Here is a 23822-nt window from a genome sequence, read left to right as displayed (position 1 = left end):
ATATCCTCGATTCAGGATTAAAGCGTCTTTTTTATTTATTTAACCTGCTATACTTGCCTGATCGTATTCAATAATTATGAACATTTTAGAAAAGTTACTTTACATTCCAGCATTGCTTTTTACAATGCATGCTGCTGCGCAAGAAAATCAAAAATACCTCCAGTCTCATGCTGTTGTGGTTAACAATGACAGTCTCGCCGAAAGCAAAATCCTTGGTCAGGAATTCTATGCACATCAGCTTTTTATAGTTGGTGAGATTCACGGTATTCAGAAAGGACAGGATATTGATTATACACTGCTCACGTTCTTAAATCGCAAACTCAATGTTAGGACTTACGTAGCAGAAGTAGATTTTGCCAAAGCCTACCTGTTGAACCAGTATTTGAAAACAGGAGATGAAGGATTGATCGATTCCGTGTTTCGCGACTGGACCGAACAGAATGCACAATGGGCTAATACCGACTTCAAGGATAAAATTAGGAAAATACGGCGCTACAATAAAACAGTTAAACCAACCTTGACCATTCATTTTGAGGGAATTGATCAGATCCAAAACCCTCAGCTGGTTGCTGGGTATTTAAAAGATAAGTTGAATGGTAAACGCGCTCTTCTAAAAGAGGCCAAAGTGCTATTAGCAGCTTTGTATGATAAGAATGATAGTGTCATCGTTCAGGAATCAACCGCGCTTATTAAACAATGGGATAAACGAAATGCATTAAGCGCCACCAAAAATCAGGATGCTGATATCCGGTTTGCGTTAATAAACTGCATGCAAATCAGTTCGCCCCGGGAAGCCCAAATGTATAAGAACTTTAAAAGCCTTTACCAATCGCGGAATTGGAGCGCAGAAAAGCTGTATGGCTTTTTTGGTTTCGCCCATGTTTTAGCAGCTAAGGCAAATGGTGGTAGAAGTACGTCTTTTGTCTATATGTTATCGCAGGATCCTGAGCTCAATCTTCAAGATAAAATTGCTTCTATAGGTCTTTTATATGTCGACTCAAAAATGACCACGCCAACTGATGCTTTGCCAATGGCATGGCGACAAAAGGGGACAAGGTTTACTGCGATAGGACAATACAATCACGACGGGCCGCTAATCAGATTAGAAGATATCGAAAGCTTCAAAAGTGCAACGAAACAGCGGTCAGTCACATTATTTGATCTTGCATCTGCCGGATCTCCCTATCTCACTAGATCCTTGGAGATTAAATACGCGGATATCATGCCCGTTTCACAGCGGTTACTGCTGAATGCACCTGGGACACGCATTACAGACTACCTTCATTACGTGATACTGGTACGAAACTCAGCTGCTACCAATCCGATAAGAGAGTAAACTGAAGAACCAATAACATCGGCACAAAAAACTTCGGTCTTAGAACGGTTTTTTGTGCCGTAAATTCAATCACTAGTCTATCTGAATGCTATTGATGCCTTTTTCTAAAGCACTTTCAGCCATGCCTGGCATAGACGATCCTTCAACCCTGAATACACTGATGTCAGTCATGCCCAAAAATCCAAGAACAGCTTTCAGGTAGGGAGAAATGAAGTCCATTTGTTGCATAGGACCCTCTGAATAAATGCCTCCTGAAGCTATGGCAACATATACTTTTTTTCCTTTGAGTAAGCCTTCAGGTCCATGCTCGCTATAATTAAAGGTAATACCTGCACGTGCAATATGATCAATCCAGGCTTTTAGTGTTGAATGAATATTGAAGTTATATAACGGTGCTCCAATCACAATGATATCTGCATCCTTAAGATCCTGAATTGCATCATTAGAATGCTTAATGGCCGTCAGGTTTTCCGGCGTCCTATTTTCAGCCGGAGTAAAGAAGGCATTTAAATGTGCCTCCTCCAGATGTGGAAACTGATGTTCAACTAAGTTACTTTCCTTAACGGTACTTCCCGGATAGGTAGCTTGAATCTTTTCGATAATCGCATTTCCCAATTTAATACTGAAGGATGCGGCTCCTCTGGGGCTTGATATGATATGCAGAATCTTTTTCATTTTTTATAAATTTTATATGGCCAAATCTATATACATTTGCTTATAAAATATTAGTAGTATACAAAAGGTTAGTGGTAACCTTTATGATAGTTTTTTATTAGTCAGCTAGTTATGGAAGTAGTAGAAAAGATCAATGCGAAAGAATGCAGCAGCAGGTTAGGGCATATCAGTGATTCCTTGTACGTTATTGGCGGTAAATGGAAATTGCCGGTTATCGTAGCGCTACGGGAAGGAAGTAAACGGTTCAATGAAATCCAACGCGCAGTTGAGGGTATATCCGCTAGAGTATTGTCGAGCGAACTGAAGGAACTGGAACTAAACGGCTTCGTGAAAAGAACGGTACATACACAAACGCCTGTTGTAGTAGAATATGAGATTACTGCATATGCAGATACACTTAATGACGTGTTAAACGCGCTGTCATCTTGGGGTGCAATGCATCGCAATACACTTAAAAATGGGAGATAGGCAGCGTCGTTCCTTATTTTTAGAATAGACAAAAATTAATGACCGGATTTCATATCTTTGCGCCAAGCTCCCGTAGTTCAATGGATAGAATTATGGTTTCCGGTACCATCGATGGGGGTTCGAATCCCTTCGGGAGCACAATGAGGCCAGGACTTTTTAGTTTCTGGCCTCATCGTTTTTTATCCTTTCTAATCGAGGCTAAACACAGGTATCATCCCTTTTCAAAATAGTTGCTAAGTCATGTAACGTTGCCCGGTAAAAATTCGTCTGACCTAATAAAGACCCGGCTTCAATGAAATTTATACTGACTAAACTCTTCTTTATTTTAATGTGTTATGGCGCCTTGGCGCAATCTGTACCTGCAAAAGTTGATAGCCTGATTAAGGCTTATGCTTCACTAAACAAGTTCAATGGAAACATTTTGATAACCAAGGCTGGCCGGGAGATATTTGAAGGTTCATATGGATATAACAATATCGAAAAAAACATCAAATGCTCCCGAACGGACGTTTTTCAGCTAGCCTCACTAACCAAAACATTCACTGCCGTATTGATCCTTAAGCTAATTGAGGAAAACAAGCTTTCATTGGATACCCATGTAAAGGATTTCTTCCCTAAACTTCATCCAGAAAAAAATATAACCGTAGCCAATTTACTGAATCATACATCAGGAATTCGGGAGGTGCTTCGCGATTCTGCAATGCGTGCAAAAATAACTGACGGCAGGAAAACTAACCAAAAAGAATTGCTGGCCTATTGTTCTGACCAGCCATTGGATTTTGAACCCGGCACTGAATTTTCATACAGCAACTCAGGTTTTGACTTACTGGGAATGATTATTGAGAAAATAACAGGTAAGTCTTATGGTAACGCGGTAGAGAATTACATTTTCAAGCCATTGAAAATGACGCATAGTGGGTTTGACTATGCGGCGTTAAAAAGTAAACATAAAACAGTTGGATATGAATATTTGTCGGCCACCCGGCATGTCACAGCAAAGGTCTGGGATTGGAGTTGGACAAATGCATCCGGCGGTCTCTACAGTACCGTGGATGATCTCTTACTATGGGATAATGCATTAAAGAACAACTGCATCATCACTGCAAAAATGCTTAACGAAAGTTATACAGCAGGTAAGGGAGATTATGGGTACGGATGGTTTATAGATTTGGTATATGGTAAAAAGGTAGCGTACCACCCAGGAAATCTTGAAGGAGCAACCAGTTATTTTGGCAGGATTCCGCAGGACGATATTTGTATTATCATGCTGACTAACCAAACGAGTACCACAATTGAGACCATTGCATCCAAAATTATCGCCATCCTCAACGGGAAACCTTATACGCTGCCAAAAGCAAAGCAAGAAATTGCGCTGGCCCCAGAACTCATTCAGAAATATATCGGCCGATATGATATTTCCAATTTATATGAAACATCTATCCAATTGATCAATAATAAGTTTTATCTCAACATCAATAACGGTCAACCGATTAGAATTTATCCTGAGACAAAGAATAGCTTTTTCGTTGCGGACTCCAACATGAGCTTGATCGTTAAAACTGATGATCAGGGAAAACTGAACTTAGTTATACGCGATGGATTATCAACGAAATCTGGCGAGCATTTATAAATGTATTAATCCGTTTCCTATTTCCTGGATGTCCATGTTTAAAAATGTAATTTGGAAGCGTAATCGTTAGCCGCTTGTATGCTGGCATTGCTCGATACTTAATTTGATCGGAACATGAATGAAATAGTAAATGAAAAGGACATTCAGACGCTCGTCGGGATTGATCCGATATTTGCAGCCATATACCAGCAATGCGGCGCTCCTCCCAACTGGAGTAGGAGATCAGGATTCGTAACCTTATGCAAACTTATTCTCGAACAACAGGTGAGCCTAGCCTCGGCGCATGCACATTTCCTGAAGCTGAATACTTATATAGGTGATTTTACTCCTGAAAACATCCTGATGTTGAATGATGAAGAAATGCGCAGTTGCCAGATCAGCCGCCAGAAATCCAATTACCTCAGAAATTTGTCAGCTGCGGTATTAGACAAACGAATCGAGTTGGACAAACTACACCTGCTTAATGAACCAGAGATAAGATGTCAGCTTATTGCACTTAAAGGGATCGGGAACTGGACTGTAGATGTTTACCTGCTATTCTGCTTACAGCAAAATGATGTTTTTCCGATCGGCGATATCGCGGTAATTAATACGATGAAAGAATTGACTACTGCACAAACAAAAATGGAAATCATTTCTTATGCGGAGCAGTGGAAGCCATATCGTTCATTAGCAACCTATTTTTTATGGCACTATTATCTGTTAAAACGCAATAGGACTGCGCCTATAGACTATTATATGTTGTAAATTATCTAGCGTTTAAGGTAGTCAGATCGTTAACAGCTTTAACCAAGCCAGCAAACTATTCTTTGTCATTATCTGTCGCTAGGCAGTTTCTTCGTTAATCTTGCTAACGGTTTCATCAAGTTCCCTTGCAGACTGTTCTATATAATCTAAAAATTGGTTAAAAGATTCAGGGTTATCTGTACTGCTTCTTAGCATAGGAATAAGACCCAGTAAATTAGAAAGCGGTCGTCTGATCTCATGCGAATTGAGCCATGCGATCTCTTTCAGCTTCTCGTTTTTCACCTCCAATTGCAAACCGTATTGTTTAATCAGGTCAATGTCCTGTATCGCTCCAACCATTCTTACAGGTTCTCCATATTGATCCAAAATTAAATAGCCCCGGTCGATTACATATTTAAAAGTTCCATCCTTACAGTAGTAGCGATATTCAGCGATCCAGTTGCGTTCTTTAAGCGCAATAAGTTTCTTAAAATCACGGATAACACGTGCCCTGTCTTCCTCATGAATTCTTTGCATATTCCAAAAAGCGTCTCTAACGCGTGCTCCGTCTTCTTCATAACCGAAGAGGGCTTTGTAACCGGTAAGCCATTTGAGCTCGTCTTTTACAATGTCATAATCCCAGATTACATCGCTTGTCGCTTTCGTAACGAGATCGTAGGTATGTAATAGTTCGCTCAAGTCGTCGCGACTATTCCTAAGTTGTTTATTCAGACTCCGTTCTTTCAAGAGCAGAATTTTGTAATAGGAATTAAGAAAAAAGATGCAACTAACGATACTGATGAACAGAAAAATTATGTTTTTAAGCGCGTACAGGTATTGTGCATTAGCTGACGTGATATCTGGATATATGCGGTTAATGAACAAATTCCCGCCAACAAGCCACACTAAGCCAATAGTCAGGTAGAAAAGAATAATCCAGACGATCGACCTTTTTGACATCGCTTAGGTATGAGTGTAATCAAAAATAACAAAAATTACGACATTTGCTTACGGTCTACTGTTCGGCAACGATCTATTACATGTCCGAAAACGCACAACGAATTTCTTATTTGTTTGTTGGAACAGTCCTGAAGTGGTTATTTTTGTTTGGCATGTCTCTGGATAACCATTAAAAAACTAAAAAGGTATGTTCCAACTCAATTTCAAAATTGCCTGGAGAAATCTCTGGAGAAACAGAAGCTACACGCTAATTAATATTCTTGGTTTGTCAATTGGGATGGCGGCATGTATGCTCATCTTTTTATTTATTAGTTATCAGCTTCATTTTGACAGTAACTTTCAGAACAGTGATCGGATTTACCGTTTTGTCACCACTTGGAAATATCCTGGCTACGACGATTTTTCTAAAGGGATTCCTTTACCTCTGGCAGGTGCTGTAAAGAATGATCTTGCAGGAATTGATAAGTCGGCAGTAATTATAAAACGCGGTGGTATTATTCACGTTAAAGATGGGGCTGGAACAGAAACTTTTAAAAGCAGGGTAGCTTTTTACTATGCCGAGCCAGAATTTTTTGAAATATTTAGTTGGGGATGGCTAAAGGGCAATCCCAAAATGGCACTGTCAGCTCCTAATACAGTAGCACTTTCAGCGTCTACTGCCATTCAATACTTCGGTAATACGGAGAATGCGATAGGTAAAAGCCTGAGCATTGGCAATACAATCAATCTTAAAGTGACAGGAGTTTTCGAAGACGCTCCAGTCAACAGCAGCTTTCCATTGAAAATAGTAATAAGCTATACAACATTTAATAGCGCAAAATACGTTAATTGGGATGGAGTAAATTCAGCAATGGAATATTACGTATTGCTAAAAGATGGCCTTAACGCTGTTGACATGACGCAGCCTGTCGCAGATTTCAATAAAAGACATTACGACGATACCAAAATTTTAGGGCATCAACGTAATATCCTCCAATCGCTGAACGATATTCATTTCGACCAGAAATATGGAAGTTTCGCGGAAACATCAGTAAGCAAGAAAGAAATTTACGGGTTGGGTATTATTGGGCTTTTTTTAATATTTACAGCATGTATTAATTTTATCAATTTGGCAACCGCACAGGCAGCTAACCGATCAAAGGAAGTGGGTGTCCGGAAAGTCATGGGTGGTAGTAGATCACAACTTGTGGTTCAGTTTCTCATGGAGACATTTGTAATCACCTGCTTATCTATGCTTGTTGGTAGCGTGATTACCGAGCTGGTCATTCCTGGAATGTCAGACCTGCTAAATATTCATTTTAGTTTTTTTAGTGAGCCACGGGTATATCTATTTATGCTAGCCATGGTTTTGATCGTAAGTCTATTAGCAGGATTTTACCCTGCGATGATTATCTCAGGCTACAGCCCGGCTCTGGCCATAAAGAATAAAATAACGGTAAATGCAGGAGCTCTGGGTTTGCGGAGGGTACTTGTGGTACTGCAGTTTGCTATCACGATTATTTTACTTATCAGCACCCTTTTTATTATGCAACAGATGGCTTATGTCAGAGATAAGCCACTCGGGTTTAACGCCGATGCCGTAGCGATGCTTGGATTGCCCAGCGATAGTCTTAGTCAGAGCAGGTATAACACATTTAAACAAAGGGCGACACAAATTCCAGGTGTAAGTATGCTCAGCTTGTGTCAGGCACCACCCTCGTCTGATAATATTACTACTTCGGATTTTAGTTATAAAGGCAAAAGGAATCAGGATTTTGAACTTCGCCAGGCAAAAGCAGATGACAATTATTTCGATGTATTCGACCTGCATATCATTGCAGGTAAAAAATTCGGAAAAAATGCCGAGCAGGATTTTGCTGTTGTTAACGAAACTTTTGTTAGAAAGATGGGTATATCAGACCCACAGGCAGTAATTGGTCAGATCCTAAATACAAACGGGCACGATATGGTGATAACTGGCGTAGTTAAAGACTTCAATGATCTATCCTTAAAAGAGAATATCTCGCCATTGGTTATTTATCCTCAGGAGAGCGATTATTACGCTGTTGCAGTAAAACTTAGTGGTTCGGAGATTATGCCTGCTATGAAAAAATTGGAAAGTTTGTGGAACAGCACTTTTCCTGAATATGTTTATAATTCAAGTTTTTTAAAAGAAGATCTGAACGGATTTTATGAAAGCGAAAGGCTGATGGGTATGCTCTTCAAAATTGCAGAGGGAGTAATCGTTTTTATTTCCCTGATCGGACTATTTGGCCTGATTTCCTTTGTTGCTGCACAGCGGACACGTGAGGTCGCCATCCGGAAAGTTCTTGGCGCTTCTTCCGTAGAGTTGGTCAGACTGCTCAATAGTTCATTTATAAATATGGTATTTATTGCCAATTTTGTTGCCTGGCCGCTTGCTTATCTGTTCGTTTCAAGATGGTTGGAAACCTTTGCCTACCGAATAGAACTCAGTGTCTGGCCATTCGTATACGCATTTATAGTCTCAATGGGCATTACTGTACTTACAGTAAGTCTGAAGTCTTACAAAACGGCCACCGCCAATACTATAGACGCACTGAAATACGAATAACAGCTATCGTTCAGCCAGTTAAATTACTCCTGCCAAATATTCAAGATAATCCCCTTAAAGATGGCTTTTTAAAAAATAAAAACCCACTTTTGCAATCTTGAAAATAGGTTAGGCGCATGTAAAAAAAGTAGTTTATGGAAGAGCTGATTGTTGAAGAAGTAGTAGAGCTGGTAGAAGGGGGTAACGACGCACAATTAAAAGTTTACCTCGATGATCTGAACATATCCGATGTAGAGCATCTGATCGACGAAATCCCTCAACATGCGGTAAAATTGATCGACACGCTTTCCATCAACCGCGCTGTTAACGTATTCAGGATTCTGGACTTTCCTACCCAGGAAAAGATCCTTAAGAAACTACCTGGTCAGAAGCTGGCTGAGCTGATCAACCTGCTTCCTCCCGATGACCGTACCGCATTGTTTAGTGAGCTGAAAGGGGATGCAGTTAAAAAACTGATTATTCTGCTGCCCGCACAGGCGCGTGTGGAAGCCCTGGCATTGTTAGGCTATAAGGAAGACAGCGTAGGGCGTTTGATGACACCAGATTATATCGCAGTCAAAGCAAACTGGACGATAGCGAGAGTGATCGAGCATATCCGCCTATACGGTAAAAAATCTGAAACGATCGACGTGATCTATGTCATTGATAAAGAGGGCGTGCTGCTCGACGATATCAGAATCATTGAAATTCTACTGGCAAAACCTGAGACACTGGTAGGTGATCTGGCCGACAACCGGACCATCGCATTAAACGTTAACGATCCGCAGGAGGAAGCGATTAATGTATTCCGGATGAACAACCGTGTTGCGCTTCCCGTAACAGATAATAACAATGTATTACTCGGTATCGTAACCGTGGATGATATCCTTTGGATTGCTAATGAAGAGTATACCGAAGATATTCATAAGATAGGTGGTACCCAGGCACTGGATGAGCCTTATCTTGATATTCCGATCTTGCGACTTGTTAAAAAGCGTGCAGGATGGCTGGTGATCCTCTTCCTTGGCGAGATGCTGACGGCAACAGCTATGCAGCATTTTCAGGTAGAACTGGAAAAAGCTGTGATGTTGTCGCTCTTTATTCCACTAATTATGAGTAGCGGTGGTAACAGTGGTTCGCAGGCCTCTACCTTGATTATCCAGGCTATGGCGCTTGGCGAGGTAACGGTAAACTCCTGGTGGAAAGTGATGCGCAGGGAGCTGATTTCAGGATTGCTGCTCGGACTCATTCTGGGGACAATAGGGTATTTCAGAATTGTGCTTTGGCAGAATATGGAAATCTTTGACTATGGTACTCATTGGCAATTAATTGCGCTGACCATATTCTTTACACTGATCGGAATTGTACTTTGGGGAAGTTTGATTGGCTCAATGATGCCTATCCTGATGAAAAAGTTAAAGCTGGATCCGGCAACTTCTTCGGCACCTTTTGTTGCTACTATGGTGGATGTAACAGGTATCGTAATCTATTTTACGGTAGCTATGTCAATATTAAGGGGGATCATGCTATAATCCCCCCATTGGATATCATTATACGTTGAAACGGAAGTGCATAATATCGCCATCTTCCACAACATAGGTTTTTCCTTCAACACCTAATTTGCCTGCATCTTTACACGCAACTTCAGATCCAAGGGTTACGAAGTCTGTGTATTTAATAACCTCTGCACGGATAAAGCCCTTCTCGAAGTCGCTGTGTATCACACCCGCTGCTTGAGGAGCAGTAAATCCTTTAGTAATTGTCCATGCACGTACTTCCTGTACACCGGCAGTGAAATAAGTATATAAATCCAGCAAGTGATATGCAGCACGGATTAATTTATTTACGCCCGATTCTGTTAGTCCCAGGTCGGCCAGGAATTCCTGACGCTCCTCAAAACTTTCCAGTTCAGCAATTTCCGATTCTATTTTTGCCGAAATCACCAATACTTCGGCGTTCTCATCCTTAACAGCTTCTTTAACACGGTCAACATATGTATTTCCATCAATTACCGAGTTTTCGTCTACGTTACACACATACATTACCGGTTTTTGAGTTAACAAACCCAAATCCTGAATGAAGGCGAAGTCGTCTGCTTCAACTGCTGCCGAGCGTACTGACTTACCACTTTCCAGGTGAGTTTTAATCACACTAAGAATATCGAAAGTTCTTTTTGCTTCCTTGTCGGTTTTAGCCATTTTCTCAACTTTCTGAATACGCTTTACAACAGTATCCAGATCCTTCAGCTGCAGTTCGGTATCGATAATTTCTTTATCACGAATAGGGTCAACGGATCCATCAACGTGGATAACGTTTCCGTCGTCGAAACAGCGCAATACGTGAATAATGGCATTTGTTGCCCTGATATTTCCAAGGAACTGATTTCCTAAGCCTTCACCTTTGGATGCACCTTTAACCAAACCGGCAATGTCAACGATTTCAATGGTATTTGGAACCACCTTATTCGGTTTAACCAGTTCTTCCAGTTTTGTTAGGCGGTGATCGGGAACAGTAATTACACCGATGTTAGGCTCTATAGTACAAAAAGGAAAGTTTGCGGCCTGAGCCTTTGCGTTTGATAAACAGTTAAATAAAGTTGATTTTCCCACATTTGGTAAACCTACTATACCACATTGTAATGCCATGAATGATTTTTCTTGATTCGGCGCAAAGGTATCAAAAAAAATCTTTAAGTTTATCGTTCTAAAACAACCTTAATCCCCCTATGGAAAATTTTGATGAAGAATTAGTAAGCCCAGCATCAGAACCTGAAAATATCGCGCTCGTTGTAACTGAGGATATCAGAAGCTACATTTATGAAACTGCCAAATGGTCCAGGTTTCTTTCTATTGTTGGATTTATACTATCAGCCATCGTTGCACTCGCGGCCTTTGGTGCCGGTGCAGTAATAAGCAGTATGCCTGACACACCCGGAATAGGGATCTTCAAGGCGATTGGCGGAGCAGGAGTAACCATACTGTATCTTCTTTTTGCACTGATGTATTTTTACCCAAGCTTGTTGTTGTATAAGTACGCTGGCGCAGCTAAAAACGCGGTGTTATACGGTGATCAGCCGAGCCTGAGTATAGCGATGTCCAAAATGAAATCACTATTTAAGTTTTGGGGTATTCTGACAATTGTAATTATTGCAGCATACGTTCTGCTGATCATATTCATGGTTGCATTGGGTGGCTTTGCAGCAAGTATGGCCAGATAATTACTGACCAACTCTTCCTTCTTCTTCTGCGGTACCTGTTCTTCTGCTCCTTGCGGTCTTGATTTTCATATTGCCAAATTTGTAGCTGAAGTTCAGGGAGATTCTCCTGCTTTCCCATTCGTTATGCCAAAAGGTATTTACATTATTGTATTGTAAAACAGATCTGTAACTGCTTTTCCTGAAGATGTCTGAAACCTTAAGGCTGAGTACTGCATTTTTGTTGGCAAAGGTTTTCTTAGCGGCAATATTAACTCCTGAATTCGAATACACTTTGTACAGTCCCGAAACGGAAGGTGCATTATAATAAGCGTAAATACCCAATACGTATGCTTTTGGTAGGGTAAAGTTGTTATCCGAACTGATTCCCCATGTCCACTTACCAGCATCGTAACTCGTGCCCTGAACATTGGACTGTGTGCGATCATAGCCTGCAGTAAGGTCATTGTTGGTATTCCACCATTTGGTTAGATCGAACGGACTGCCGGTAGATATATAGATGCTTGTTGCTTTTGCAAGGTTTTCTGGGATGGTAACACTGGCTTTTGTAACGTCATTCTGGTAGATCACATTTGCCACTACCTCATTTACTGTTGAGTAACTCAGATTCAGGACCCTGAAGTTTTTGTAAGTATAGTTCAGTTCATAAGAGTTGGAAAATGAAGGCTGCAACATCTGATTGCCCTGAATTGCGGTGTACGGATCTGAATAAAAAGCAAAAGGGTTTAGGCTACTGTAAGAAGGTCTGTTGATCCTGCGGCTGTAAGAACTGTTCAGCTGGTTAAGACTGTCAACCTTCCACGTGGCAAAAATGCTTGGAAAAAGTTTCCAGTAATTCCTGTCGATCACCGTATTTGTGCCGCTTGAGTTTCCTTTACCGATTGTCTGCTCTGCTCTTAATCCAGCTTTCAGATCCAGTGAGCCGATCGTTTTGCTCAGCGATACATAACCTGCGTTGATATTCTCCCTGTACTTAAAAAGGTTGGTACGGTTTGGATCTGTAATCCAGCCGGCAGTTTTTAGTGAATCAAACCTGACATCACTTTTAGCATCAACGAAACTCGTTTTTAAGCCTGTTTCCATCTTAAGTGTCTGACTAAAAGGATGTACATAGTCCATTTTGAATGCGTAGATACTAACTTTTCCAAGGCCATAGTTTCGTAGATCTATTGGATTTCCCGTCACTGCATCCGCCGCATTGAAATAGGTATTTGTAAACTGCTCATTTTTGGTGTTATCATAATAAACATAGTCGGCATCCACGCCAAGTTCCCTTCCCGCGGTATCTATCTTAAATCTGTAATTCAGGTTAACCGCCCTGTTTCCAGTATGGTTTTTTTGCGGGTTAACCATGTTCACACCACCCGCCTTTACACCTGCTGCATTGTAGTTCACGGAATTACTTGTAGTCAGCACATCTTCGGGGTCTGTAAACCCTTTAAACATGAACCCTACAGTATGTTTGTCGTTAATGAAATAGTCGGCACCGGCAGAATAGTTATTGCTTATTCCTTCTGGATGCCAATAATTAAGCTGGTTATACTGCTCGGCACCAATGGTCCTGTTCAGGTGAAGTCTGTTGAAAGAGTTGTAGCGTGAAGCATTAAGCCGGACATAGCTGCTCAGCTTTCCATAGTTATAGTTCAGGTTGATGCCTCCATTTGCTTTCGCATATTTCCCGTAGCCAGCACCTAAGGTAATATTCCCATTGGTGCCCTGCATTTTAATCCTTTTCAATTTAATATTTATGATGCCCCCGCTACCTGCAGCATCGAAGGAGGCTGGAGGATTTGATATCAATTCAATTTTACTAAGCACAGAACCTGGAAGGGATTTGAGATACGTGCTTAGTTCCGATCCGCTCATATAGGTCATTTTCCCATCTATCATTACATTGATGCCGCCTTTACCCTTTAGCAGGATATTGTCGTCTTTATCCAGCTTGATGCCTGGTGCTTTGGAGATTACCTCCAGGCCATTGTCCCCAGCGGTATTCATTTTCTCTACGTCGATAACTGTACGGTCTGATTTGTAGTCTACAACAGGCACCCTGGTCGTTACACTTACTTCCGCCAGTTGGTTAACGCTTTCGGACATGCTGATCGGATCCAGGTTTATAGCCGTGCCAGCAACCTCAAACATCGGGCTGCGTTTAGATTGGAAACCTACAGCTATAACTCGTACCATATAGCTTCCTGGCTTAACAGCCTCAAATCCATACTGTCCTTTATCATTCGTTATCGTTAATGCTGTTTTGGCCGAGTCTGGTAAGTGCATCAATACAACGGATGCATAGGGCAGGGGTTTACTATTGATTTTTTCAACAACGGTACCTTTAACAGATTTCGTTTGAGCTTTTGACGGTGTTGTAAGCAACACAATTAATAAGGTAGTCAGGACAAGTAGGAGCAGGCGTTTTGGCGTATTCATGATTGTTTCGTTTTTGTTGATTCAAATGTCCGGGAATCTTTCAGGGAGATAAATAATATGATCCCAATCCCTGTAACTATTATCCCAATCTTGTTATGCTGGTCTAAAGACTTTGATCCTGCAAAATCAGGGGTTGACATAAAAATTTCCAACCTTGGGATAAGAAAATTGAATTGCGATCTGCTTTTTGCTAGTTTTAACCATGAGTAAGAAAAAGACCGTAGCCATTCATGTCCTTTGCTGGCTAGTTTATCTAAGCTATAATTACCTGGGCATCCTTTTGCATGGTAGCGACTTCACAAGATATTACTTCAATTATTCGATGTCTTTCATAGAGATCATAGAATTCTATATCTGCTACTTGTGGGTATATCCCAGGTTTATGAAGCGAAATAAAGTTCCGCAGTTGATCCTGGGGATTCTGGTTGCGCTGGCTGCCTTTATTGCTTTGCGTTATCTTATTGAAGAAATGCTTTACCCTTATTTCCTCGGTATTAGAAATTACTCCAAAGACACATCTATTACGTACTATATTCAGGATAATATCTATTGGGGTTCCTTTTACATTATCGTTGCAGCAGCAGTATGGAACTCTAAAAATGTATTGCAATCTGAAAAGACCAATCAGATTCTGAAGGAAGAAGCTGTTAAGTCAGAGCTGGCATTTCTGAAGTCGCAGATCAATCCACATTTTCTTTACAATACCTTAAATTATATCTATTCATTGGCTATTCCAGTTTCCGATAAAATGGCCTCCGCAGTACTCCGTTTATCCGACCTGATGCGATACACACTTACTGAAAGTGCAGATGGTAAGGTAAGTGTTGTGAAAGAAGTTGATTATCTGGAAAGTTATATAGAGTTGTTCAGAATGCGTTTTGACCCTAATTTTTACGTTTCTTTTCATACCGATGGTATCAACGACAACCAGCGCATAGCTGCATTATTGTTGATTCCTTTTGTGGAAAATGCCTTTAAACATGGTGTAGTTAACGATCCTGAGCATCCGGTAGAAATTTTCCTGGAGGTTACCGGTAAAACCCTTTCGCTTAAAGTAAAAAATAAGATCAGTAATAACCAGAAAGACCGGTCCAGCGGCGTAGGTCTTATAAATATCCAGCGCAGGCTGCAACTCATTTATCCGGAGAAATATACGCTGAACATAGAAAATCAGGATCAGATTTATCAATCAACGCTGATCATTAAACTTTAATTTGCAATTTAGCTTCAGAAATATTTATTAAGATGATCCGTTGTATAGCTGTTGATGATGAGGCCTACGCTTCCGAAATTCTGGCCACATATATTAAGAGAATTCCTTTTCTTGAACTTGTTGGCACAACTACAAATCCTTTTGAAGCACTTGGATTGATACAGGACGGAAAAGTCGATCTTGTATTCCTTGATATCCAAATGCCAGAACTAACAGGGCTTCAATTTTTGAAGATTTGCGGTAATAAATGCAAGGTTATCCTGACAACGGCATATCCTGAGTACGCGCTTGATGGTTTTGAACTCGACGTCATAGATTATCTATTGAAACCTATTCCTTTTGAACGTTTTTATAAGGCTGTAACTAAAGCACAGGCGTTGATTGAGCCGGTGCAAACTAATACGAGCACGGCAGCAGTTGAAAACCTGGAGCCAGCTTCGTCTAAGGCGGCGGCCGACTATATGTTTATAAAAGGAGAGAGTAAGAATAAATTCCTGAAAGTAAACTATGAGGATATTCTTTATGTAGAGGGATTAAAGAATTATATTTCTGTTTATACCTCGGATCAGCGGTTGGTTACGTACCAAAGCCTTCGTGATCTGGAAACGCAATTGCCACAACCACCTTTTTATCGGGTGCATAAGTCTTATATTGTTGCTTTAGATAAGATCAGGATGGTAGATGGAAACACAATATACATTGCAGAACAATCCATCCCTATAGGGGAAACTTACAGAGATGAATTCTTTAAATTGATCAGAGATAAATAATCCTAGCGGTAGCTCGGTGTCTTATGCTCAATCTGGTATTTGAAATTCTTAATTTCTTTTTGCAACAGATGTTCAAAGTATGGACTTAAAGCCTTGGAAAGGCCGAAGCCAACACCGCCCAATGGGGGGTGATAAGAAAGGACAATCTTAAGCGTTGTTCCTCCGGATATATTGTTTTCAAATTCCACACGGCCCACATGATGAAACAAGGAACCTTCTACAGCCCTCCAGCCAATCAGGCGACCCGGCTCGTCTTTAACAATTTCTGCTTCCCACTTTAAGGTAAACATATTACCAAGTACATTACTTCTCCAGGTAGATAGATGTTCGTCTACCATCTCCACGTTAAGCAGTCGCTGGATGCTGCCGGGGAGGTTGTTCAGATTTCTCCAGTGCGCGTACACCTCGTTCGGAGGAAGGTCTATATCAAATTCGCCCCTTACATTTACTGCATGTGCCTTGCGGGCATCAATGCCCAACTGATCGTAAACCAGGCATTTGCCAGTGAAACCACGATAAGCTAAATAGGCGCCGTATAATAGCTTTGGCTTTAAGGGGTTCTTTAAGCCTGAACGGATCAGCATGCCGCCAAGAAACACAGAGACCAGTCTTTCAGAAAGTCCTACATTCTGGTGATAGCTTTTTTGAATCGAGAAATCGCCTGATCTGGCGTTTAAATGCTCCGGATGCAGTTTCATAGTTTATTTGTGATTTGTTATTGCCTTGCCCAGTTCCTGAACTTCGGTATCAGAAAGGTCGCCCCAAAGCTGAGCCCAGGTGTCCTTGCCTTCCAGTCTAATCTGACTGATCTGCTCATCGCCTTCAAAACAGATATAATATTCTACACCATCAGAGGTCTCATCAGGTTTAACATGAATGGTTTTTGATGTGCCCTGAATGGATACGTCAATATCAAATTCAGGATTGTGTGTGCTCAGTTCTGCCATAATATATTTTTTTATCCGCGTTTCTCAATGGTGTGCCCGATATTGTTTGCGCGCGGTTGTGCGGGTTTGTTATTACATTTCCCCAGTGCGACATAGATCAGTACAAAAATTACAATTGTGGAAAGGCAACCGCCACCCAGTTTCTTTGCACCCCATCCGGCAATTATTGTTTTGAAAAAAGCATTCATAAGATTCTATTTATACCTTATTAACAGTGATCAGGATCAAAGGTTTTTTTTATATTTGGTTGAACCTAAAACTCATTATGAAACTAATCACTCCAGTCAGCATAGCACTTCTTGCTGCACTCAGTCAAGTTTACCCGGCTCAGGCCCAGGATAACTTCGCCAGCGATTTCGGCAAAATCAATTCAGAAGTACAAAGCAGTTCTGCAGCGTATGGAAACCTGAAAAATGCGACCGAAACTATCGGTCATCGTTTAACGGGGTCAGAAAACGGCTCTAAAGCAGAGACTTACGTATATAACCTCCTGAAATCTTACGGCTTGTCAGTACGCTACCAGCCTTTTGAAGTTGAAGGATGGAGCCGCATCAGCATTGATGTTAAAATAGGTCTTCAAAATAGTCTGCAACCTGTAAACGCAGTTACCCTTGCACATTCTCCTGTGAAAGCTGATGTAAAGGGCGAGCTTGTGGATATGGGTAATGGGCTGGAGGCCGATTACACTGCGGATCCTGCAAGGGTAAAAGGTAAAATTGCGTTGATTTATCTGGGCGTATTGCCGGGCTCACCAGCAGGTACAAGAAGTTTGCACCGCTCAGAAAAAACCGCGATAGCAACAAAATATGGGGCTATTGGTGTAGTTATCATCAATACAGTACCTAACGATGTGTTACTTACCGGTACTGCATCTGTTACGGGCAAGTTGATTCCGATTCCTGCGGTATGTATTGGATTGGAAAATGGAATGCGTATTAAGGAACAGCTAAAAGCCGAAAAACAGTTCGCAAGTCTTCAGATGACAAATTTCTCTGGTATGATCAAAGCGCGAAATGTTATTGCAACTATAAAAGGCTCTGAACTACCTGATGAGAAAATCGTTGTTGGCGGTCACCTGGATAGTTGGGATCTTGCTACCGGAGCTATTGACAATGGAATTGGCTCTTTCGCGGTGATCGACATGGCGAGGACCTTTAAAAAACTAAATCTGAAACCGAAACGCACTGTAGAGTTTGTCTTATTTATGGGTGAGGAGCAAGGCTTGCTAGGTTCTAAAGCGTATGTAGAAGATGCTGAAAAATCACATAGCTTATCTAAAGTTCGCTTTATGCTGAACTATGATATGACAAACGATCCAAAAGGTTTTAGCACCAGTCGTAAAGAAATGGAGCCACTCTTCAAATCATGGGGTGCTGATATTGTGAAGCTGGATACAGGATTTAAAAATGTATTCTCCGCTGGCGCAGGGTTGCATAGTGACCACCAGCCATTCATGTTACAGGGAATTCCAACAGGTGGTGGCACAGGCGGGAGATTGCCAAATAACTCCGGACCCTATTATCACTCCAATGGAGATAGCTTTAAACTGGTAGATGAGCAGGGCTTGAAAAATACCGTGCGTTACAGTGCCATGCTTACTTATGCTTTGGCTAATACATCAACCATACCTGTAAAACCTCAGACTGATGAAGAGGTAAAGTTGTTTTTACAACAGAACAATTTAGAAACCCCGCTTAAAATAGCAGGTGAGTGGCGCTGGAAGGATTAGATCCTAACCAGCTCCTTTTTTAATTGCTGCTGCGGAAGATAATACTTTGCGTAAAAATCTTTCTTTGAATCTTTAACGGAACTGATTGCACCCAATTTGTGCATCAACAGGATGTAATACCAGGCAATGTCTACCTGATGTGGTTTAAAACCACTTCTGGCACTTTTTGGATATAAGTGATGGTTATTATGCCACTCGCCGGCAACAATGCCCGGCCAGATCTGATTGATAGACATATCCTTGGTGTTGTGATCAGTTCCTTCTTTGCGCTTATCTTCGCCTTTCCCGTGTCCTTCGTAGTTAAAGGTACGTACGCCAACTGCCCAGAATCCGGCAGCACCGAATAAAGTACAGGCCAATGCGTGCCCACCAATTAGGTAGAATGCCAGATACCAGAAACTCCAGTTCAACACCCAACTTAGGATAGCTCTGTTTGGATTTACGATAGAACCCCATTTCAAATACTGCGTATAGGTATTTGGTTTAACACCCGTATGTTTCATCAAAGAGGTAAGTCTGGAATAGTCGGCCTTGTTCAGGTTTTTAGCAATAGGCTGGTGGTTTACATCAGCCAGAAAGCAATATAGAAATCCTGCCGAAGCATTATATGGGTCGCCCGGCTGATCTGACTTCGCGTGGTGTACATGATGTGAAACCACATAAATCTCTTCCGGAATTACGTTAATGGTCAGGTTCTGTGTAAAGAATCTCCAGAAGTTGTTCTTAAATCTGTAGGCACCATGGGTGCAATACCGATGATGCCAGATGGTACCGTGGGTACCCATGATAATCATGCTGTAAACAAAAGCCGCAGCTACTGTCCACACATTAAAAAATTGGAAAACAAACACGAAGAAAAATGGAATCAGGCACAATACCTTCAGCCAGCTGAAGAATGGAAGCCAGTTTTTTCTGTCTTTAAAAACGTTTAACCGGGAAAAAAACTCAGTAAAAATTTGTTTGTTGGTAGGTTTGATCAGGATCCCTTTTTCGCACTTCCATCCATAGGATGGCTCCTGAAGCACATAATCTAATAGTGGCAATATTTTTGGTTCTTATAATGTGCTGTAAGATAGGGATAAATAATCGACAATTATGCAAATCAAATAGCAACAATCTTACAACCCATGTTCAATGCGATGTGCGTTTAAACATATAAGTGCTGTTTTTCCGGCCAGATATAGGTTCCTCTTTTTCCTTTTCCCAGGTATTCCTTCACAACCTGTGGATGACTCTTGTTTTTTTGCTCGTATACATCCAGGTGCCTTTTCAGGACGTTGGCCTTTTTCCATTTCAGGAAATCAAAGCTAAAATCTCTCACTTCTTTAATCAACTCCTTCAATTTCTTTTCCGGAATAGCTGAAACTTTACTTAAAGGATGAATTTCGGCACGGTATAGCGCCTCATTTTTTATGATATTGCCGGCACCGGTAAAAATATCCTGATCCAGCAACAGGTCAGCGATAATAGCTTTAGGATGTTCGGTAACCTTTTTTAAAGCCAGCTTAGCATCCCATTTTTCAGACATGATATCTGTTGTCCAGTCAAACACCTCGTCCAGATTTTCTTCAATAATTTTAAGCGAGGTGGTATAGAAATTTATTGTGGCGCCCTCAAACTGTAGACTGAGCTGAAGTTTGGTGCTTTTCTCTTCGTTGAGCAGATAGGTGCCAAACATCATCAAATGCACCCGTAAGGTGAAGTCTCCAAAGCAAAGCAAAAAGTTCTTTCCATAAGTCTTCACAGCCTTCAACTGCTGTCCGATAAGGCGATCAGCATCGATCTTGTTCGTTCCGTCTATGCGCAGTACTTTTTTTCCGATAAGATGCAACGCATCGATTTCTTCTTTGAGAATTAAAATAATAGGTCCTTCGGGCATAGCTGCTTAATAAAAACGTGTTTAGAGGGAACGTCCAAAAAATCTGCCAATTCTCTGAACGCCCCTAAAAACACTAACCCAACCACGGAAACTAAAAAAACTATCTTCCCTATACAGGCCCGGATATTTAACCCTGCCTTATTTATTCTGCTTCTGTAGCAGTAATTACTTTTTTCAATTGATTTGCTTTTTTCTGATATGCCCAGTAAAATACAATTGGATATACAAACAAGCTGAACAGTGTATTGGTAATAAGTCCGCCAATCACCACAATGGCCAAAGGTTTGGAAGCTTCTGAACCAATTCCTGTCGACAGGGCTGCTGGCATTAAGCCAATTGCCGCCATCATCGCTGTCATAATTACAGGACGCATCCGGGTAGCTACTCCATCTTTTACAGCATCGGCAAATGTCCAGGTCGGATGGTGCTTGAGTTCGGCGATATTACTCTTAAACCTGGTGATCAGGATTACCCCGTTTTGTACACAAATTCCAAACAATGCGATAAACCCGATACCGGCAGAGATATTGAAGTTTACCCCCGTGGCCAATAGCGCGAGAATACCGCCCACCATGGCAAAAGGAACATTGTTGAGTACAAGGAGAGAATCTTTGATATTGCCAAACAAGACAAATAGGATGAAGAAGATCAACAGTAAGCTGATAGGAACTGCAGTGCTCAACCTTGCTGTAGCACGTTGCTGGTTTTCGAAATCACCCGCCCACTCCAGCTTATATCCTTTAGGAATGTCAATCTGTGCTTTTACCTTTGCTTGTGCCTCGGCAATTGTGCTTCCCATATCTCTTCCACGAATGGAGAACTTAATCGCACCATAGCGCTCGTGTTTATCTCGATAAATAATACTCGGCCCGGTAATTTTGGCGATCGTCGAGATCTCACTCAAAGGTACTTTGGCTCCAGAAAGTGTTGGGATCCGTAAAGCGCCAATCGAAGCCTCATCATTTCTGAAATCTTCAGGATACCTGATCCTGAGGTCAAACTTCCGTTCTCCTTCATATATCTGCGTTGCTGCCTTGCCACCAATAGCCATTTCAATAATGGAATTGGCATCTTCTGTACGCACACCATACAACGCCATCTTGCTTTGGTCGAGCTTGATTTGTAATTCTGGCTGCCCCAGGTTTCTCAAGATACCCAAATCCTCTATTCCGTTAACGGTCTTTAATATATTGAAGATCTTCTCTTCTTTTTTCTCAATGTAATTGAAGTCGTTGCCAAACATCTTAACCACAATGGAGCCCTTAACACCAGATACTGCTTCTTCCACGTTGTCTGATATTGGTTGCGAAAAATTGAGGCTGATGCCAGGAAATCCTTTTAATTTCTCCTGCATGCGTTCTACCAATTGTTCCTTTGTCTCACCACGTTTCCACTCATCTTTCGGGTAGATATCTACCAGGAACTCCATATTGTAGAAACCAGTGGCATCAGTGCCGTCGTTAGGCCGTCCGGTCTGCGACATCACTTGTTTTACCTCTTCGAAGCTTAGGAAGATCTTTCGCATCTCGTTGGAGATTTTCTTTGTCTCATCCAGAGATACACTTAAAGGTGCACTGGCGCGTACATAAATCGACCCTTCATCAAGTGTAGGCAGAAATTCTGTTCCAAGGAACTTGAAAGAGAACAGCCCGATGACCAATGCGACCAGTGTCAGACTGAAAACCAGTTTGCGTGATCTGAAGCATGCAGCATACATCCGCATCACCAGCTTAGTGATGAATTCAAGGAAGATGTTGTGTTTCTCCTTTACATTTTTCTTCAGCAATATACTGGCCATCGCCGGTACCAGGGTGAAGGTCAACAATAGTGCACCCAACAAAGCGAAGCTTAGCGTCCATGCGAGAGGAGAGAACATTTTGCCTTCTACTTTCTCGAAAGTGAAAATCGGAAGCAGTCCGGTGATGATGATCAGCTTGGCAAAGAAAATGCCCTTACCATTTTCCAGACAAGCTTTCTTGATGATGCCCAGCTTACTCATGCCATTGAATTTCTGCATGCCCAACTTATGGGCGTTAAAATCCAGCGCTACGAAGATCCCTTCCACCATAACGACGGCACCATCGATGATAATCCCGAAATCTATCGCTCCCATAGATAGGAGGTTTGCCGACATACCTTTTAATTTCAGACAGATAAATGCAAATAGTAGGGCCAGCGGAATAATGATGGATACGATTAGCGTTGTCCTCCAGTCAGCCATAAACAAGAACACGATCAGCGTTACAAAGATGATGCCCTCCAGCATATTATGCATTACGGTGTGTGTAGCAAAATCTACAAGTTTCTCGCGGTCGTAAAAGGGACTGATCTTAACGTCTCCAGGTAAAATATTGTTGTTGATATCCTGGATTTTATCTTTAAGCGCATGGATTACCTCACTCGGATTTTCACCTTTCCGCATCACTACAATCCCTTCTACAACATCTGGATCGTTATCGCGACCAACCTGCCCCAAGCGGGGAAGGGCAGCCTCTGTTACTTCGGCAATAGTTTTAACATATACTGGAGTGCCGTTATAGTTGTCTACAACAACATTCTTGATCTCATCGATATTGTTGAGTACGCCAATACCTCTAACCACGTAAGCCTGGCCAGCTTGTGTAATTACATCGCCGCCAACATTGATATTGCTTTTTGATACAGCATCATAGAGTTCGGTAGCGGTAACGCCATATTGTATAGATTTTTGAGGGTCTACGGTAATCTGATAGGTTTTAACCTCTCCACCAAAACTTACTACATCGGCGATGCCGGGTACTGACAACAGTTCGCGCTCTACCACCCAGTCCTGTAAAGTTTTGAGTTCACGGATAGATTTTTGGTCACTTTTAAGTGTATACCTGAAGATCTCACCTGTAGGTCCTGTAGCGGGTTGGACTTCTGCTTTTGCCGTGGCAGGCAAGTCAGCATCGTCCAGGTGGTTATTTACCTGAACCCTGGCAAACTGATAGTCTACATCGTCCTCAAAAGCGACCTTTACGATGGAGAGTCCAAATAGGGAAGAAGAACGGATACTTGTTCTTTTTTCTGTGGGATTCATGGCAATCTCCAGAGGGCGGGTTACAAATTTTTCTACCTCCTCGGCACTTCTTCCCGGCCATTGGGTAATGATGGTAACATTGGTATTTGTTACATCAGGAAAAGCCTCAATGGTGGTATGTTTGAAACTTAAATAGCCCGAAAGAATAAGAATGAAAGTCGCAAAGAACACGAAATATTTATTCTTAAGGGCAAAGTTTATGATCGATTTAATGAACTTGTTCATTACAGTTG

20 protein-coding genes and 1 tRNA gene are annotated in these 23822 nt (G+C 41.5%); 11 read left to right on the top strand and 10 right to left on the bottom strand.

The features are described from left to right. Positions 1 to 76: 76 nt before the first annotated feature. Positions 77 to 1336, top strand: a complete 1260-nt coding sequence (locus CLV32_RS05545) for a TraB/GumN family protein (RefSeq protein ID WP_133553210.1) — start codon at positions 77 to 79, stop codon at positions 1334 to 1336. A gap of 72 nt (positions 1337 to 1408) precedes the next feature. Here CLV32_RS05545 and CLV32_RS05540 read toward each other — a convergent pair whose 3' ends face one another. Beyond that, positions 1409 to 2011 (bottom strand): FMN-dependent NADH-azoreductase, encoded by a 603-nt coding sequence (locus tag CLV32_RS05540; protein WP_133553208.1) that lies wholly within the window; start codon positions 2009 to 2011, stop codon positions 1409 to 1411. A gap of 111 nt (positions 2012 to 2122) precedes the next feature. On the opposite strand from CLV32_RS05540, the gene CLV32_RS05535 reads away from it, so the two are divergent. The 4 genes from CLV32_RS05535 (at position 2123) to CLV32_RS05520 (ending at position 4856) form a co-directional block, all read left to right on the top strand. Further along, positions 2123 to 2479, top strand: coding sequence for a winged helix-turn-helix transcriptional regulator (locus CLV32_RS05535; RefSeq protein ID WP_133553206.1), 357 nt, complete (start codon positions 2123 to 2125; stop codon positions 2477 to 2479). A 66-nt stretch (positions 2480 to 2545) separates the two neighbouring features. Further along, a tRNA-Arg gene (locus tag CLV32_RS05530) sits at positions 2546 to 2617 on the top strand. 154 nt (positions 2618 to 2771) lie between these two features. Continuing rightward, positions 2772 to 4109 carry a serine hydrolase domain-containing protein gene (locus tag CLV32_RS05525; protein ID WP_133553204.1) on the top strand — a complete coding sequence of 446 codons (1338 nt, stop codon included), beginning with the start codon at positions 2772 to 2774 and terminating at the stop codon, positions 4107 to 4109. 114 nt (positions 4110 to 4223) lie between these two features. Continuing rightward, positions 4224 to 4856 (top strand): DNA-3-methyladenine glycosylase family protein, encoded by a 633-nt coding sequence (locus CLV32_RS05520; RefSeq protein WP_133553202.1) that lies wholly within the window; start codon positions 4224 to 4226, stop codon positions 4854 to 4856. Between the two features lie 78 nt (positions 4857 to 4934). Here CLV32_RS05520 and CLV32_RS05515 read toward each other — a convergent pair whose 3' ends face one another. Further along, positions 4935 to 5795 (bottom strand): PAS domain-containing protein, encoded by an 861-nt coding sequence (locus CLV32_RS05515; RefSeq protein WP_133553199.1) that lies wholly within the window; start codon positions 5793 to 5795, stop codon positions 4935 to 4937. A gap of 187 nt (positions 5796 to 5982) precedes the next feature. Here CLV32_RS05515 and CLV32_RS05510 point away from each other — a divergent pair, with 187 nt between their 5' ends. Together CLV32_RS05510 and mgtE are read left to right on the top strand one after the other, a co-directional pair. Further along, the gene (locus CLV32_RS05510; protein ID WP_133553197.1) at positions 5983 to 8367 is read left to right on the top strand and encodes an ABC transporter permease; all 2385 of its coding nucleotides are present in this window, start codon (positions 5983 to 5985) and stop codon (positions 8365 to 8367) included. A gap of 134 nt (positions 8368 to 8501) precedes the next feature. Then, on the top strand, positions 8502 to 9878 hold the full coding sequence (gene mgtE, locus CLV32_RS05505) for a magnesium transporter (RefSeq protein ID WP_133553195.1): 1377 nt from the start codon (positions 8502 to 8504) through the stop codon (positions 9876 to 9878). A gap of 18 nt (positions 9879 to 9896) precedes the next feature. Here the strand turns inward: mgtE and ychF are convergent, their stop codons facing one another. Continuing rightward, positions 9897 to 10991, bottom strand: coding sequence for a redox-regulated ATPase YchF (gene ychF, locus CLV32_RS05500; protein WP_133553193.1), 1095 nt, complete (start codon positions 10989 to 10991; stop codon positions 9897 to 9899). Between the two features lie 80 nt (positions 10992 to 11071). On the opposite strand from ychF, the gene CLV32_RS05495 reads away from it, so the two are divergent. Further along, on the top strand, positions 11072 to 11563 hold the full coding sequence (locus CLV32_RS05495; RefSeq protein ID WP_133553191.1) for a DUF5362 family protein: 492 nt from the start codon (positions 11072 to 11074) through the stop codon (positions 11561 to 11563). Here CLV32_RS05495 and CLV32_RS05490 read toward each other — a convergent pair whose 3' ends face one another. Next, positions 11564 to 13990 (bottom strand): outer membrane beta-barrel family protein, encoded by a 2427-nt coding sequence (locus tag CLV32_RS05490; RefSeq protein WP_133553189.1) that lies wholly within the window; start codon positions 13988 to 13990, stop codon positions 11564 to 11566. Positions 13991 to 14192: 202 nt separating this feature from the next. On the opposite strand from CLV32_RS05490, the gene CLV32_RS05485 reads away from it, so the two are divergent. Beyond that, positions 14193 to 15203 (top strand): sensor histidine kinase, encoded by a 1011-nt coding sequence (locus CLV32_RS05485; RefSeq protein WP_133553187.1) that lies wholly within the window; start codon positions 14193 to 14195, stop codon positions 15201 to 15203. Positions 15204 to 15235: 32 nt separating this feature from the next. Then, positions 15236 to 15973: a LytR/AlgR family response regulator transcription factor gene (locus CLV32_RS05480; RefSeq protein ID WP_133553185.1), complete on the top strand. Its 738-nt coding sequence runs from the start codon at positions 15236 to 15238 to the stop codon at positions 15971 to 15973. 2 nt (positions 15974 to 15975) lie between these two features. Here CLV32_RS05480 and CLV32_RS05475 read toward each other — a convergent pair whose 3' ends face one another. The 3 genes from CLV32_RS05475 to CLV32_RS23055 are packed head-to-tail and all read right to left on the bottom strand — an operon-like array spanning position 15976 to position 17108. Beyond that, entirely contained in the window at positions 15976 to 16671 is a 696-nt protein-coding gene (locus tag CLV32_RS05475; RefSeq protein WP_133553183.1) for an SRPBCC family protein, read from the bottom strand. Between the two features lie 3 nt (positions 16672 to 16674). Next, entirely contained in the window at positions 16675 to 16920 is a 246-nt protein-coding gene (locus CLV32_RS05470) for a hypothetical protein (RefSeq protein ID WP_133553181.1), read from the bottom strand. Positions 16921 to 16931: 11 nt separating this feature from the next. Then, positions 16932 to 17108, bottom strand: coding sequence for a hypothetical protein (locus CLV32_RS23055; protein WP_166641889.1), 177 nt, complete (start codon positions 17106 to 17108; stop codon positions 16932 to 16934). Positions 17109 to 17185: 77 nt separating this feature from the next. On the opposite strand from CLV32_RS23055, the gene CLV32_RS05465 reads away from it, so the two are divergent. Next, entirely contained in the window at positions 17186 to 18649 is a 1464-nt protein-coding gene (locus CLV32_RS05465) for a M20/M25/M40 family metallo-hydrolase (protein ID WP_133553179.1), read from the top strand. Here CLV32_RS05465 and CLV32_RS05460 read toward each other — a convergent pair. From CLV32_RS05460 to CLV32_RS05450, 3 genes are all read right to left on the bottom strand, one after another. Continuing rightward, positions 18646 to 19692 (bottom strand): fatty acid desaturase, encoded by a 1047-nt coding sequence (locus tag CLV32_RS05460; RefSeq protein WP_133553177.1) that lies wholly within the window; start codon positions 19690 to 19692, stop codon positions 18646 to 18648. The genes CLV32_RS05465 and CLV32_RS05460 overlap by 4 nt on opposite strands. 104 nt (positions 19693 to 19796) lie before the next feature. Next, positions 19797 to 20528 carry a DNA-formamidopyrimidine glycosylase family protein gene (locus CLV32_RS05455; protein ID WP_133553175.1) on the bottom strand — a complete coding sequence of 244 codons (732 nt, stop codon included), beginning with the start codon at positions 20526 to 20528 and terminating at the stop codon, positions 19797 to 19799. A gap of 142 nt (positions 20529 to 20670) precedes the next feature. Further along, on the bottom strand, positions 20671 to 23814 hold the full coding sequence (locus tag CLV32_RS05450; protein WP_133553173.1) for an efflux RND transporter permease subunit: 3144 nt from the start codon (positions 23812 to 23814) through the stop codon (positions 20671 to 20673). Positions 23815 to 23822: the final 8 nt, after the last annotated feature.

This window comes from Pedobacter duraquae (assembly GCF_004362245.1).
In the GTDB taxonomy this organism is placed as follows: domain Bacteria; phylum Bacteroidota; class Bacteroidia; order Sphingobacteriales; family Sphingobacteriaceae; genus Pedobacter; species Pedobacter duraquae.
The sequence above is the reverse complement of the archived record's forward strand: the minus strand, read 5'-3'. Positions and strand labels throughout refer to the sequence as shown.